Consider the following 14400-nt stretch of genomic DNA (forward strand, 5'->3'; position numbering starts at 1 on the left):
CGTTCAGTCTTCGCGGTGATAGGCGCGCAGTTCGCGGCGTGCCCGGCGACGGCCGCGGCGGCGCTCTTCGCGCCGGAAGTAGTACCGCTCCCGGCCCCCATCGCCATAACCGAACAGGTGGTAGGCGTAGGCGGTGGCGCTCCAGTAACAGCCGCCCGTGCGGTGGCTCAGCGACGCGCTGCCGGCGGTGATCTCGTCCGGCAGCGTGCACGACCCGAACCGGTGATCGTGTACGGGCAGGCAGGTCGCCATCGGCGCGTCGGCCATCCGCACCCACCAGGGCCGGGTCTTGTCGGTCTTGCTCATACGGTCACCTTTCGGCTCCGTGACACCCCGGGATGGGGCTGTCATGAGACCGGATGCACCGTGATCACCTCCGACTTCCCGCACGACATATCCCGCCCAAAGCGACGTTGCCGCTCAGCGAACCTGATCCCGACGCTACCGCGAGCCGCGGGAGCGCGCGTCACGTGGGCGAGGCCAGGGTCGCGGCCCAGGACGGCCAGCCCCTTGCCACCGCGTACCGGCCGCCCGACAATGCCAGCAAGTCGTCTACGGGGTGGTGCCGTCATGGCTCTGACCGACGCGCTGGCCGACCCGCTCACAGCCGTGGTCGTCGTCGTGCTCCTCGCGGTGCTGGCGTCAGTCAGCAGATCATGCCTGCTGCGCGTGGTCCTGCTCGGCCTCGCCATAGCGGAGCTGGTGTGGACGGGCATCAGGTACGCGGCCCTGGGCAAGTCCCCGGGGCAGTTGCTGCGCGAGCTGAAATGGGACGGGGTGGTGTCCTTCCTGGAGCGGCCGCTGGTCGCCCTCCTGCTCGCGGTGTTGCTGGCGTTCATCGGCTCGCAGTCGGGGTGGCGGCTGACCAAGCTGCTGGCGTTCTGCGGAGCGGTCGCGGCCCTGGTGTGGGCGGCGATCCGCTACTCGGCGGTCGGCGGAATCGTCTCGTCGGCGTTCCAGGCCGCCGGGACCGTCCTGATCTGGCTCATCGTCGCGGTGGTCGTGATCTCGCTGGCGGTCATCGCCGCGGTCCTCGTGATGTTCTTCGCCTCCCCGCCCGTGCGCCGGCGCTCGTTCGGGCACGTCCCCAGGCTCGATCCCGAGGGGACGGAGGCGGACCGCGTGGCCCGGTTCCAGGCGCTGCCGGACGCGCTGGCGGACCTGCTGGAGGACGCCATGCCGGACTCCGACCAGCCGGGGGACCTCCTGCGCTTCTACTTCTCCGGCCTCCACGACCTGCGCGAGGAGATCCACGACATTCACCTGCGCTGCGACCGGGAGATCGGCGCCCTCGCGGACTCCGTACCGCAGGAGTTTCCCGGCATCGACGCGGACCTGCTCCGGGCGCTGGCGCGTAAGCGGGTGGCCCTGCCCGACCGGCACGAGTGGGCGGTGCTGCTGGACGAGCTGGACACGCGCATTCCGTACGTCGTGCTGCGGCTGCTGGTGCTGCGCCGGGACTGGCGGGAGGTGGCGACCATCATCTACAAGAGCTACTTCTGCGCCGATCTGATGCTGCGCCACAGCACCGCCCGGCCCGCCCAGGACGAGACGTACTGACGCCCACGACCTCGAAGCCCGGCCGAGGCCGGGCCCCGAAGCGTCAGCGCTTCATGCCGTGCTCGATGGCCTCGATGATCCGCGGCCGCAGCTCGGCGGCGCTGATGATCGCGTCCACCGAGCCGACCTCGACCGCGCGCTGAATGCTGTGCACCCGGTCGAACTCCGCGGCGAGCTCGCCGAGCTTCTCCGCCCGGACGGCGGACCGCACCTCGGCGAGCTGGGCGTTCAGCGCCGCCCGCGCGGCGCCGCTGGCCGCCGAGACCCGCGTCTGCAGCTCGGTCACCCGCGGGTCGGTCGCGGTGCGGTTGTTCACCTCACCGGAGAACACCACGGCCGCCGCCGGGGCACCGCCGAGCACCGAGGCGAACGAGCCCTCCAGCGCCAGCACGGTCATGTTCGGGTTGAGCGCCTTGGAGAACACCACGAACGCGCCGCCGTGGTAACGGGAGATCACGCAGAACACGATCGGCCCGTCGAAGTTGACGATCGCCCGGCCGATCTCCGCGCCGTACTCGAGCTGGAGCTTGCGCATCGACTCCGGCGAGCCGTCGAACCCGGACAGGTTCGCCAGCACCACCAGCGGCCGGTTGCCGGACGCCGAGTTGATCGCCCGCGCGGTCTTCTTCGACGACCGCGGGAACAACGTGCCCGCGGTGTAGGTGTCCGGCCCGTCGGTGGGCGGGAAGCCGCGCCGCGGCACCGACCGCGACTCGATGCCGATCAGGCACACCGGCCAGCCGCCGATGTGCGCGTCCTGCACCGCGGAGGTCTCCGCGTCGGCCATGCCCGCCCAGCGCTCCAGCACCGGGTGATCCTGGTCGGACACCGCGCGCATCACCGTGCGGATGTCGAACGGCTTCTTGCGGTCCGGGTTGTGCTCGGCCGAGAAGATCTGGCCGACGGTGGTGAAGTCGCTGCCGGCGATCGCGTGCGGAAACCCGGAGACGTCGCGGTCGGCCGGGTCGCCGGTGCAGGCCCGCCGCGGCGCCGTCTCGCCGGGCACGATGTAGGTGTGGTCGTAGTGCGCCATCAGCACGTCGCGGGCGGCCGTCAGGGTAGGCGCCCAGTACTGGGCCTGGCCGTTCGGCCCCATGACGCGGTCGTATCCGCCGATGCCGAAGTTGTCCTCGGCCGACACGCCGCCGGAGAAGTCCAGCGACTGCTTGCCGGTGAGCACCATCGCCGAGTCCGGCGTCATCACCAGGATGCCCTTGGTGTGCATGAGCATCGTCGCTTCGGCGTTCCAGTACGGCTGGGCGCCGACGGCGATCCCGGCGACCACGATGTTGATCTCGCCGCCCGCCTGGGTGAACGTGACGATCCGCTTGAGCGCGGCCGCGACCCAGTCCATGTTCTCGGTGCCCGAGGTCATCGAGATCCGCGCGCCCGCCGACAGCGCGAACCACTCCAGCGGGACCCGCATCCGCTCGGCGAGGTCGAGCGCGGCGATCACCCGTGAGCACTCCGGTTCTGACAGCGCGCCCAGCGCCTTCGTCGGGTCGCCGAGCAGGACCACGCGGGTGACGCCTTCGGGGTGCCGCTCGGTCGGCGTGGTGACGACGCCCGCCACGATCGCCGCGGAGTTCTTCCCCTTCGGCCGGTCCACCGGCACGAGCGCGCCGTGCTCGTCGAGGTCGTGCTCGACGAAGCCGCCCTCCGCCCCGGTGAGCAGGCCGGTCAGCTCGTACGGGTAGACGTTCCCGCGCCGGGCCGCGCGCAGCACCTTCTGGCGGTAGTCGTCCAGCGGCTGCAGCGGCTCCGTCGACGGCTCGCCGACGTGCAGGCGCGCACCGTTGCCGGGATCGAGGGTGATCCGCACGGCGACCTCGGTCAGCTCGCCGGCGGCGGTGCGCTGGCGGGCCGCGAACTGGACCTCCTCCAGCCCCGCGCCCGCCGTGGTCGGCAGGATGCGCTGGACCAGCATGTTCAGCTCGTCGGTTGTCAGCTGGGTCGACGGCCAGACGTACATCATGATCCGGTTGGTGTCGAACCGCTTGTTCTGGGGTCGCTGCGACTGGATGTTGCGGATCGCGTCCAGGCCCGCGGTGATCGCGTCCTCCACCGCGGGCAGCGCGACCAGCCTGCCGTCCGCCTCGCGTAGCGGCGTCAGGTCGCGGACCTGGCCCATCGCGATGAGCCGCTCGTCGGCCGGGTTGCTCCGCGCCACGGCCTTGAACAGGTAGATCTCCTCGTCGGCGGACGGCAGCCGGGTCAGGTCGAACTCGCGCAGCCGCTGCAGTTGCAGGCGCCGGGCGATCTGCGGGTGCAGGCCGCGGATCAGCCGATCCTCGGCGAAGCCCGCGTCGCGAGCTCCGTCGGGCCGGAAGGTGAAGTGGTGGTGCATCACGGCGCCGCTGGTGCCGGCGACGGTGGTGGTGATCCGGCGGACGCCCGCGGGCGGCGGGTACTCGGCGAGGAGCTGTCCGAGCCGTACCGCCATCGCGTCGGCGTCCGGCTGGTCCTCCCAGGTGACGTAGAGGTCGGCGACCAGCCCGCGCTCGGGGACGTCGGCGGCGAACGCGGAGACGGCGCCGATGGCGTCGGGCAGGGCGGCGATGTCCACGGCGGTGGTGACCACGCGTGTCGCGCCGCCTGAGCCGGTGTGCTCGGCGGTGACGAACCGGCAGCCCGCGCTCTCCCGCGTGGTGACCTCGGACAGCCCGCGGTTGCCGTAGTAGCGGCGGGTCAGCACCTCCAGCAGCGGCGCGTGGTCCCGTCCTGGCCGGCCGATCCGCTGGCCGATCAGCCGGACCAGCGGCTCGGCGCTGGCCACCATGGCCTGGATCCGCTCGGCGCGGTCCGGCGCGTCCGGCTCGCGGTCCAGGTAACGCAGGTCGTCGCGTACCGCGGCGTAGACCTTGGCGCGGTTGCGGCGCAGCAACGGCTGGGCGAACCAGCGGAACACCACGCCACGTGCCAGGTCGGACACCATGGGGAAGCGCACCTGCGTGGCCTCGACCAGGTGCTCGAGGGTGAGGCCGGCGCGCTCACTGAGCGACTCGAGCGGCGGCGCGCCGGCCAGCCACTGGCGCAGCAGCTCCGACACGATCGCGACGTCGGTGCTCATCCGCTGCTGGGCCAGGAAGATCCGGAAGACCGCGGCCTCCAGCTCCGGCGTGCGGTCGAGGTCGGCGATGCCGTAGTGGCCGAGGACCTTGGTGAGCTTGGCCTGGAAGCTTTCGCTGACGCCCGCGCGCTCGACGTCGAGGCTCTGCAGGTAGCTGTGGAAGAACTCGCGTGGGCTGTGCACCTGGCTGTCCGGCTCGACGTCGAGCTTGCCGACCGGCTTGTTGCGGCTCAGCTCGGACAGGTCGGCGAACACGGTGAGCAGGTCCAGCTCGCCCTCGAGCAGCCGCCCGCCCAGCTCGGCGCGCGCGGCCAGGTAGGCCGACAGCACCCGCTTGTGGTCGTGCGGGTCGACGTCGAAGCCGAGCAGCAGGCTGCGCAGGTCCTGAAGGCCGCGCTCGACGCGCTCGGCCGCGGATGCCGCCGCGGGCTCCGCGGGCAGCTCGATCTCCACGGTCTCGGCGGCGGACTCCGCCTCCTCGGCGCCCTCGTCGAGCAGCGGCTCCAGCCGCAACAGCGGCGCGCCGGTCTCGACCTGGCTGCCCACCGACACCGAGCACTCACGGACGCGGGCGCGGAACGGCGCGCGCAGCACCGTCTCCATCTTCATGCTCTCCAGCACCAGGAGCGGCGCGCCCGACTCGACCTCGTCGCCGGCCGACACCGGCGTCGCGACCACCAGCGCGGGCGCGGGAGAACGGACCACACCGCCTTCGTCGCGGCTGATCCGGTGCGTGACGCCGTCGACCTCGACCAGGTGGATCGGCCCGTGCGTGGCCGACACCAGCCGGAACCGGCGGCCGTTGACCACGATCCGGCCGCTGTGCGCGTCGAACCGCTCCACCTCGACGTCCGCCGGGGTGTCACCGCCGCCGGAGATGCCGACGCGGAACCGCTTGTGCCCGACCCGGGCCACGCTCACCCGGTAGCCGCCGCCGCGGAGTTTGAGGCTCAGCGGGCGGCTCGAGTCGTGCTGGACCTGCGGGCGGCCGCCGTGCGCGGTGGACAGCAGCCGCTGGCGGCTGACCTCCTCCTCGTCCTGGTACGCCTCGATCGCGGCGGCGGCCAGGGCGATCGCGGAGTGCCGGTGGCTGACCAGGCGGCCCTCGGCGCGGACGCGGTCGATCCAGCCGGTGTCGGCGCTCGCGTCGATCACCTCGGGCTGGTCGAGCAGGTCGAGGACGAAGCTCTTGTTGGTCGCGCCGCCCTCGATGATCACCGTGGTCTCGGCCATCGCGCGGCGCAGGCGGCCCAGCGCCTGCCCGCGGTCGCGGCCGTAGGCGATGACCTTCGCGATCATCGAGTCGAAGTCGGCCGGGATGACGTCGCCCTCGCTGACACCGGTGTCCACCCGGATGCCGGGTCCAGCGGGCAGCACCAGGCGCGCGATGCGACCCGGAGCGGGTGCGAAGTCGCGGTCGGGGTCCTCGGCGTTGAGCCGGGCCTCGATGGCGTGGCCGGCCTCGACCGGCTGGGCGCCTTCGAGCTTCCCGCCGCTGGCCACGTGCAACTGCAGCCGGACCAGGTCGGTGCCGGTGGTGATCTCGGTGATCGGGTGCTCGACCTGCAGCCGGGTGTTGACCTCGAGGAAGGCGAACAGCCTCTGGCCGGGGTGGTAGAGGAACTCGACGGTGCACGCGCCGCGGTATGAGACGGCCACGGCGAGCCGCTCGGCCGACGCCTTCAGCTCGGCGATCTGCTCGATCGCCAGGATCGGGGAGGCGGACTCCTCGATGATCTTCTGGTTGCGCCGCTGCACCGAGCAGTCCCGGACGCCCAGCGCCCACGCGGTGCCCTGCCCGTCGGCGATGACCTGGACCTCGACGTGCCGGGCGCCGGTGACCAGGCGCTCCAGGAAGACCACGCCGGAGCCGAACGCGCGCAGCGCCTCCTGGCTGGTGCGCTCGTAGGCGTCGGCCAGCTCCTTCTCCGAGGCGACCATGCGGATGCCGCGCCCGCCGCCGCCCGCGGTCGCCTTGAGCATCAGCGGGTAGCCGATCGCGTCGCCGGCGCGCAGCGCGTCCTCGAGGGTGGCGACCTCGCCGCGGCTCCACGGCGCGACCGGGACGCCGACCTCCTCGGCGATCAGCTTCGCGCCGATCTTGTCGCCGAGCTTGCGCATCGCCTCCGCGCTCGGCCCGACGAAGGTGACGCCGATCTTCTCGCACAACTCGGCGAACGCCGGGTCCTCGGCGACGAACCCCCAGCCGACCCACGCGGCGTCGGCCCCGGTCTCCACCAGCGCCTGTTCCAGGACGGCGTGGTCGAGGTACGGGCGGGCCGAGGCGGGGCCCAGCGAGTAGGCGATGTCCGCTTCACGGACGAAGGTCGCGTTGCGGTCGGCGTCGGTGTAGAGGGCGACCGTCTCGATCCGTGTCCCGGTCTCCGCAGAAAGATCCCGGACGGCGTGGATGAGCCGCATGGCGGCCTCTCCACGGTTGACGATGGCGACACGACTGAACACCGGCTGAGCCTCCCAAGTACCCGCACAGAAGGCGACGTCCGGGTCCCGGAGCGTCGCCTGCACCCTGATTTCTATACCCTGCTCGATTACCGTGCGGTTAACCAATGGTCCGCATGGCGCGTGCCGGAGCCGCTTCGTTGTAGGGAACCTACAAAATGCTATCCGGACCACACCGCCCGGCCGCCGTCGCACGTAAGGTCTGCGACAAAGCACGGCACGGTCAGGTTTGACCTGGCCACCCAGGCAGGGCGCGAGGGCGTCAGCGGGTGAAAAGGGCGCGGTGCAGCATTTCCCGTACGCGTTTGTGGCGGATGTCGCGCTGCGCGGCGTCGCGGCTGGTGACGGCGGCCTCACCCATGGAGATGGCGAGCATCAGATCGTCGATGTCGACGACGGGGTGGACGATGCCGGCCGCGCGGCCGCGGCCGAGGAGCGGCTCGAAGCAGGCCGCGATGCGGCGGTGATGTTCCATGAACCATTCCAGGTCGACGCCGGACAGGACCTGGGCCAGGCCGCGGTTGTCCAGTTGCATGTCCAGGACGAAGTCGAACAGCTTGACCGCGCCGTCGGGCCGTTCCCGTAGTCCGGCCGCATGCTGCTCGATCTGGGCGACGTTGTCGGCGAAGACCGTGGCCGCGAGTTCCTCGCGGGTGGCGAAGTTGCGGTAGATCGTGGTGCGGCTCACCCCGGCGGCCCGGGCGATCTCCTCCAGCGCGACGTCGTGGCCGTGTTCGGCGAACATCCGCCGGGCCGCGGCGAGCAGCCGGTCCCGGTTGCGGGCGGCGTCCTTCCGTGTCACTGGCAACCCACTCTCACGCACGGTCCAACCCTAACTTGCGATGAACCGTACATGATTGTACGTTTAGCGCCGTTAGAAACGTACACATATGTACGGTTTGGCGGACCCCCATCGATCGGAGCGGACAATGCGCGGCTTGACGGAGAAGACGATCATCGTGGCCGGCGGGGCGACCGGCATCGGCGCGGCCACCGCGATCAGGCTCGCGGAGGAAGGTGCCAACGTCGTCGTCGGCGACATCAACCTGTCCGGCGCGCAGGCCACCACCGACAAGATCACCGAGGCCGGCGGTTCGGCGCTCGGGCTGCGGTTCGACCTCGCCGACGAGGACTCCGTCAACGCGATGGTCGCCAAGACCCTCGAGGAGTTCGGCGGCGTGCACGGCCTGTTCAACGTCGGCGCGGACCTGTCGCCGGGCAACCTCGGGCGCGACAAGTCGCTGCTCGACACCGACCTGGACGTGTGGGAACGGACTCTGGACGTCAACGTCCTGGGTTATGTCCGTACGGCGCGCGCCGTCCTGCCGCACCTGCTGGACAACGGCGGCGGCAGCATCGTCAACTGCTCCTCCGGCGCCGCGGTGAGCGCCAGCGACCGCAAGCGCCCCGCCTACGGGGCATCGAAGTCGGCGGTCAACGCGCTCACCCGGCACATCGCCGGGAGCTTCGGCCCCAAGGGCGTGCGCTGCAACGGAGTGATGCCCGGCCTGGTCATGGGCGAGACGCAGGAGGCGCAGAACGACGTCCAGCTCCAGAAGATGTTCCTGGAGCACGTCCCCACCACCCGGCTGGGGCGCCCGAGCGACCTGGCCGCGGTCGTGACCTTCCTGCTGTCCGACGACGCCGAATGGATCAACGGCCAGGTGTGGGCCATCGACGGCGGCGCGAACATGCGCGCCTGACCTCCCTGCGGCTTTTGATCATCACCCAGGAACACCGGCGGCCGGTCGCCGTGCTGTCGGCAACCCCAGCCCGGGGCGCGAGCTGCGAAAGGTGCGGCGGTAGGTGTCCGGGGGCACGCCGACGGTGCGGTTGAAGTGCCGGCGCAGCGTCGTCGCGGTGCCCATGCCGGTGGCTTCCGCGATGGCGTCGACACTGTCGTCGGTGGTCTCCAGCAGCTCCTGGGCGCGGCGGATCCGCTGAGTCAGCAGCCATTGCAGCGGGGTCGTCCCGGTCACCGACCTGAACTGCCGGCCCAGGTTGCGCGAACTCATCGTCACCTGGCGGGCCAGGTCCTCCACGGTCAGCGGATGGTCCAGCCGTTCGATCGCCCAGGGGAACAACTCGGCGAGCGGGTGGTTCTCCTGGGCGGGCACCGGGGACGAGACGAACTGGGCCTGGCCGCCGGGCCGGTGCGGCGGCACGACCAGGCGGCGGGCCACCGTGTTGGCGACCGCCGAGCCGTGGTCGAGGCGGACGAGGTGCAGGCACAAGTCCATCGCGGCGGCTTTGCCGGCGGAGGTGAGCACGCTGCCGTTGTCCACGTAGAGCACGTCCGGATCGACCTCCACCCGGGGATAGCGCATGGCCAGGACCTGGGCGTGCGCCCAATGCGTGGTCGCGCGCCGCCCGTCCAGCAGGCCGGCGGCGGCCAGCACGAACGCGCCCGTGCAGAGAGCGGCCACGCGCGCGCCCGCCTCATGGGCCGCGCGCACGGCGTCGACCAGGTCGGCGGGCGGGTCCTCGTCGACATCGGCCCACGCGGGGACGATCACGGTGTCGGCGCGCGAGAGCTGGTCGAGCCCGCGGTCGGGCTCCACCCGGAACCGGCCGACCCGTACGACGCCCGGCCCGCAGGTGACCACGCGATACCAGGGGTCGGCCACGTGGGACAGGTCGGAACCGAAGACCTCGTACGCCACGGACAGCTCGAAATGCAGCATCCCGTCGGTGACGGCAACCGCGACAGTACCCATGTCCGAAATTGTACGCATAACGGCGTTCCAGCCACTCGTACCGGGCGGCCGCCATCGCCAGGATGTCCTCAGCGCATCATTCGAAGACGGTGGGAGAACTGATGGGAACGGGTCACGCGGTCGCGGTGTTCGGCGCGTACGGGCACACCGGGCGCTTTGTGGTGGCGGAGCTGCGGGATCGCGGGTTCGTCCCGGTTCTGTCCGGCCGCGACGCCGGCAAGCTACGGGCGCTGGCCGCGTCCGATCCGGGGCTGGATGTCCGGCCGGCGTCGGTCGACGATCCGGCCTCGCTCGACCGTGCGCTGGCCGGCACGGCGGCCGTGATCAACTGTGCCGGGCCCTTCGCCACGACCGCCGCCCCGGTGATCGAGGCGGCTCTGCGGGCCGGGATCCCGTACGTGGATGTGGCGGCCGAGATCGAGGCCAACGTCGATACCTTCGCGCACTTCGCCGACCGCGCCCACGCCGCCGGAGCCGTGATCGTCCCCGCGATGGCCTTCTTCGGCGGTCTCGGCGACCTGCTGGCCACCGCCGCGATGGGCGACTGGACGGCCGCCGACGAGGCGCACGTCGCGTACGCGCTGAGCAGTTGGCACCCCACCGCAGGGACGCGCGACGCGGGCAAGGTCTCCCGGGAACGGCGGGACGGCCGGCGGGTCCGCTTCACCAACGGGAAGCTGGAGTACCACCAGGACGCTCTGCCGTCCCTGAAGTGGACGTTCCCCGATCCGATGGGCGTCCGGCCCGTCTTCGGGGAGTTCAGCATGGCCGACGTCGTCACGATCCCCAGCCACCTGGCGGTCCCCGAGGTGCGCTCGTACATGACGGTCGAGGCGGTCGAGGACCTGTCGGCCCCGGACACTCCGGCACCGGCGGCGGCCGACGAGCGCGGACGCTCCGACCAGAGGTTCGTCGTCGATGTCGTCGTGCGCTCCGGCGGCGCGGAACGGCGCGCCACGGCGAGCGGCCAGGACATCTACGCCGTCAGCGCGCCGCTCGCGGTGGAGGCGGTCCGCCGCATCCTCGCCGGTCAGACCACGACGACCGGGGTCGCCTCCGCCGGGGAGATCTTCGACGCGCCCGACTTCCTCCGCGCGCTGTCCGCGCACCTTTCACTCGAACTGCATCGGTAGCGCCGGCCCTCACGTCACGTGCTCGCCGGGCAGGGCGTGACCGTGCGGGCACGCGGGAGCGAGCGTCGGCGTCCCTCACTCCGCCGGTAGTGCCCGGTGCGGCAGCGTCGTGCGGTCGATGCCGGTGGCGGGGTCGAGGTGCCGGACGTCCGACCCGGTCGAGCCCCCGTACGTGGCGATCTTGTACTCGGTCGCCGTGAGGGAGAGGGTCAGCTCACGGATCCGGCGGCGGATGGTGTCGCGATGTTCGAGCAGCATGTCGAGCCGCTCGGGCACCGTGCGCTCCCCGTCGTCGATGAGCGAGATGTAGTGCTGCAGGTCACGCATCGGCATGCCGGACAGCCGCATCCGGGTGACGAACACCAGGCGCCGCACCGCTCCGGCGTCGTAGACACGATGACCGTTGCCGTCGCGGGCCACCTCGACCAGCCCGGCCCGCTCGTAGTAGCGCAGCGTGTGAGGCGAGACGTCGAGCAGGTCGGCGACCTCGTGGATCATCATCGACTCGGGCGTGTCGGCCAGGTCGGCGAGACGGCGGATCGCCTCGACCGACAGCGGGCCATCGTCCCCGAGCGTTTCGAGCGCCCTGGACATCAGATCGTCGGTGGCCATGACAGCCAGCCTAGATGGGCCGGACCGATGCCCTCGAATCCGGCACCGCGGGCGATCCCCGCCTGACCACGCCGGTACGTACCCGAGATATGCTCAGCGTTCTCGCGCCCGAGTGGCAGCCGCAGCGGCACCCCCGCACTGTGCGCGGGACACGATGATCTCGGCGGCCCGCTGCCGAGGACATCGCAAGGTGTCCTGTGAGGCGTGTGAACACTCGTTTCCAGGATAGAAGCCTCCCCCGGGAACGCGTCTCAGCGCTCTTACCATGATGCCGAAAGGGCTTTCATGTCAGCCAACCACCCGATCGTCTGCCCGACCTGCCAGGGCGTGATCGTCTCCTCCCAAACCGACTCCTATACGCCTGCTCGTGGGCGGCTCATCGTGACCAATGGCTTCTGCAAAGGACACTCCTCCGGCCCCGAGCCCACCCCTGAGCGCTCCGAACAAGCCGAAAAGCTCCCGGCCGGCCAAGGGGCGCAGTAACACCCTCAATGCCCCCTCACCGGTCCGCCCCTCCCCCGCTGCCGGGACCGCCGAGAGCCAGGCGGTCGCGCAGCAGGGCGTGGCGGAACTGGAATACTCCGCCCACCTGGCGCAGCGCCCCCCGCCGCGCGGCGTCCTGCAAGAACGCCATCGGCCGCCAGGGCAGCCTTCCGGCTGCCGCGAGAGACAGCAGTGCGAGCAGGAACTGGGTGTACGCCGTGCACAGCCACGAGCAGAGGCCGCCCGCCACCCCGACATGAACGGCCTGGCCGGCGAGCTGCCACGCATCGTACGGCTCCTCGTCCATGAGCGGGACGAACATGGCGGTCATGAGCGCGGTGATGACGGCGCCCAGGAGCGCGGCGGTCGTGGTCCAGGTCCGGTCCGAGCGGAGCACCTCGGCGGGCGTCGCCCCGCGCTCGGTGTCGATGTCATCGAAGACCGTGACGAACTCGGCGCCGAGCCCGGTGACGAAGCTGTAGAAGAAGCCACAGCAGAAGCCGAAGGCGAAGGCGATCAGCAGCAGGGAACCTGCGTCCTGCACGTAGCCGGACACACTCGCCACGCCGGGCGGGCGCCTGGTCAAGCAGGTGATCAGGGTGATGATGAGCATGGCGGGGATGCCGCTCTCCACCCCGCCCCTCAGCCCGCGCCGGAGCCCGGAGCCGAGACCCAGGCCTATGCGCAGGCGCACTGACCGGCCCGTCCGGCGGATGACGAATCGGCGGAACTTCGGGATCTTCGGGAACAACGGCGTCCAGAAGCTGTTCACGGCTCCGACCACGAGCCCACCCCCGAACCCCCATAAAAGATCCTGCCCTGCTCTCGTGGCGGTGTCTTCGGCTGCCAGGCTCCAGGGGAGTCCCACGAGCGTGTTGGCGAGCGCGAGCACGATCCCGGCCGCGACGGCCCAGATCAGGACGCGGGCCCGTCGGGGGACGGCGTGGGCCAGCTCCCACCAGGCCAGGTCGTGGACGTCGTGGCGGTGCAGGTGACGGGCGAGGAAGGCGAGCCAGCGGTGCGCGTCCCGGCCGTTCCAGGGGCGTTCGCCGGCAGTGGCCTCGGGCAGGTCGGGATACAGGACGCCGAGGAGCCGGTCGAGCAGATGCTCCCGCAGGGCGGCGGCGCTGGGCAGGGTCAGCAGATGATCGGGATCGCCATGGCCGTCGGCGTGGGCCAGGCGGGCCAGCGACAGATTCAGCGGCACCGACAGCGTCGCCGCCAGTTCGCCGCGAGGCTCGCGGCGTATGCGGGCGAACACCTTCTCCCACCGCGCGACCCGGTCAGGCCGCGTCGCGTCACTCAAGTAGGCACAGATCTCCTCGGGGGAGAGCGGGTCGAGTTCGATCACCGCGGCCCCTGTGATCACATCGGCGTCTCGTACCGCCTCGTGGTATTCGCCGCTCCTGCTGGTCACGATCAGCGGAGCGCCGGGCGTGAACGCGGCGTTGATGGCCCGAAGGGCCGTCCCGCGGACCCTGGCGGGCATCTCGTCGAGTCCGTCCAGCACCGGCAGCAGCGACTCGATCCAGGTGAATCCGCTGACGCCATAGTCCTGGTCCAGCCGCTCGGTGATCCATTGCCGCAGGGTCTGCGCGGTGGGGTCCCAGGTGGGCAACCTCAAGATCACGGGTACTGGCCGCGTTTCAGCGGCGGGTGCGGACCGGCAGGCCAGGGCGAAGCGGATGATCAAGCTGGTCTTGCCTGAGCCGGGTGCGCCGAGCACGACCAGTCGCCGGGTCGGCACTGACGTGCTCACGACGTGGTACAGGTCGTCCAGGGTGCCATCCAGCCGCAGCGGGGCATCGCCATCGCCTTGGCGGATGACCCGCCAGTGGTCGCAGGCCGGCGGCCCGACCGTGTGCCAGGAGACCGGCATCGGAAGGGGGTCCAGGAGCCGTCGCTGCCGCTTCTCGGCGTCGCACTGTTCGGACACCTTGGCGGCCAGGGACCGCAGGCGCTGCTCCTTCAGTGATCCGTTGTCGTCGTCCGGCGCGCCAGTCGCGGTGTGGTCCTCGCCACGCCGGCGCAGCCACCCGATCAGCGATGCGGCCGCGACCAGGACGGCGACGGACGCCGACAGCATGCTCGACCCTTGGTCGGCCGCCGCCGGCCCTTCCAGATGGAGGAGTAACCCCAGGCCGAGCAGCCCGCCGGCCGCCGCGACCACCACCGCGGTCACGGCCCACCGCGAGCGCATGAGACGAAGACGTCGACTTCGCACGGGACCAGGATGCCGCACTCCGCACGCTCTGGGTAATCGAGCCGACGCACTGGGTCATCATCGTTTGCGGCGACAACTCCGGTGACGAGGATTATTGGTGACGCTTCATGAGATCATCTAGATCATGATGGGTCTGTCAGG

9 protein-coding genes are annotated in these 14400 nt (G+C 71.1%); 3 read left to right on the forward strand and 6 right to left on the reverse strand.

Annotated elements, in window-relative coordinates; genetic code table 11:
- Positions 1 to 3 precede the first annotated feature (3 nt).
- On the reverse strand, positions 4 to 306 hold the full coding sequence (locus AB0F17_RS48420) for a hypothetical protein (protein ID WP_358038042.1): 303 nt from the start codon (positions 304 to 306) through the stop codon (positions 4 to 6).
- Positions 307 to 570: 264 nt separating this feature from the next.
- Between AB0F17_RS48420 and AB0F17_RS48425 the strand changes: the two genes are divergently transcribed.
- Entirely contained in the window at positions 571 to 1560 is a 990-nt protein-coding gene (locus AB0F17_RS48425; RefSeq protein WP_358038045.1) for a hypothetical protein, read from the forward strand.
- Positions 1561 to 1603: 43 nt separating this feature from the next.
- Here AB0F17_RS48425 and AB0F17_RS48430 read toward each other — a convergent pair whose 3' ends face one another.
- Together AB0F17_RS48430 and AB0F17_RS48435 are read right to left on the reverse strand one after the other, a co-directional pair.
- On the reverse strand, positions 1604 to 7093 hold the full coding sequence (locus AB0F17_RS48430; protein ID WP_358038048.1) for a biotin carboxylase N-terminal domain-containing protein: 5490 nt from the start codon (positions 7091 to 7093) through the stop codon (positions 1604 to 1606).
- A 259-nt stretch (positions 7094 to 7352) separates the two neighbouring features.
- A complete protein-coding gene (locus AB0F17_RS48435) occupies positions 7353 to 7892 on the reverse strand; it encodes a helix-turn-helix domain-containing protein (protein WP_358038051.1) in 540 nt (179 codons plus the stop codon).
- Positions 7893 to 8028: 136 nt separating this feature from the next.
- Between AB0F17_RS48435 and AB0F17_RS48440 the strand changes: the two genes are divergently transcribed.
- Positions 8029 to 8793: an SDR family oxidoreductase gene (locus AB0F17_RS48440; RefSeq protein WP_358038054.1), complete on the forward strand. Its 765-nt coding sequence runs from the start codon at positions 8029 to 8031 to the stop codon at positions 8791 to 8793.
- 21 nt (positions 8794 to 8814) lie between these two features.
- Here AB0F17_RS48440 and AB0F17_RS48445 read toward each other — a convergent pair whose 3' ends face one another.
- Complete coding sequence (locus AB0F17_RS48445; protein WP_358038056.1) at positions 8815 to 9807, reverse strand: helix-turn-helix domain-containing protein; 993 nt, start codon at positions 9805 to 9807, stop codon at positions 8815 to 8817.
- A gap of 101 nt (positions 9808 to 9908) precedes the next feature.
- Between AB0F17_RS48445 and AB0F17_RS48450 the strand changes: the two genes are divergently transcribed.
- A complete protein-coding gene (locus AB0F17_RS48450; RefSeq protein WP_358038059.1) occupies positions 9909 to 10940 on the forward strand; it encodes a saccharopine dehydrogenase NADP-binding domain-containing protein in 1032 nt (343 codons plus the stop codon).
- Between the two features lie 75 nt (positions 10941 to 11015).
- On the opposite strand, the gene AB0F17_RS48455 is transcribed toward AB0F17_RS48450, so the two are convergent.
- Both AB0F17_RS48455 and AB0F17_RS48460 read right to left on the reverse strand, forming a co-directional pair.
- Complete coding sequence (locus tag AB0F17_RS48455; RefSeq protein ID WP_358038062.1) at positions 11016 to 11552, reverse strand: MerR family transcriptional regulator; 537 nt, start codon at positions 11550 to 11552, stop codon at positions 11016 to 11018.
- Positions 11553 to 12051: 499 nt separating this feature from the next.
- Positions 12052 to 14235 carry an NACHT domain-containing protein gene (locus AB0F17_RS48460; protein ID WP_358038065.1) on the reverse strand — a complete coding sequence of 728 codons (2184 nt, stop codon included), beginning with the start codon at positions 14233 to 14235 and terminating at the stop codon, positions 12052 to 12054.
- Between the last annotated feature and the right edge of the window lie 165 nt (positions 14236 to 14400).

Source organism: Nonomuraea sp. NPDC026600 (genome assembly GCF_040638335.1).
In the GTDB taxonomy this organism is placed as follows: Bacteria; Actinomycetota; Actinomycetes; order Streptosporangiales; family Streptosporangiaceae; genus Nonomuraea.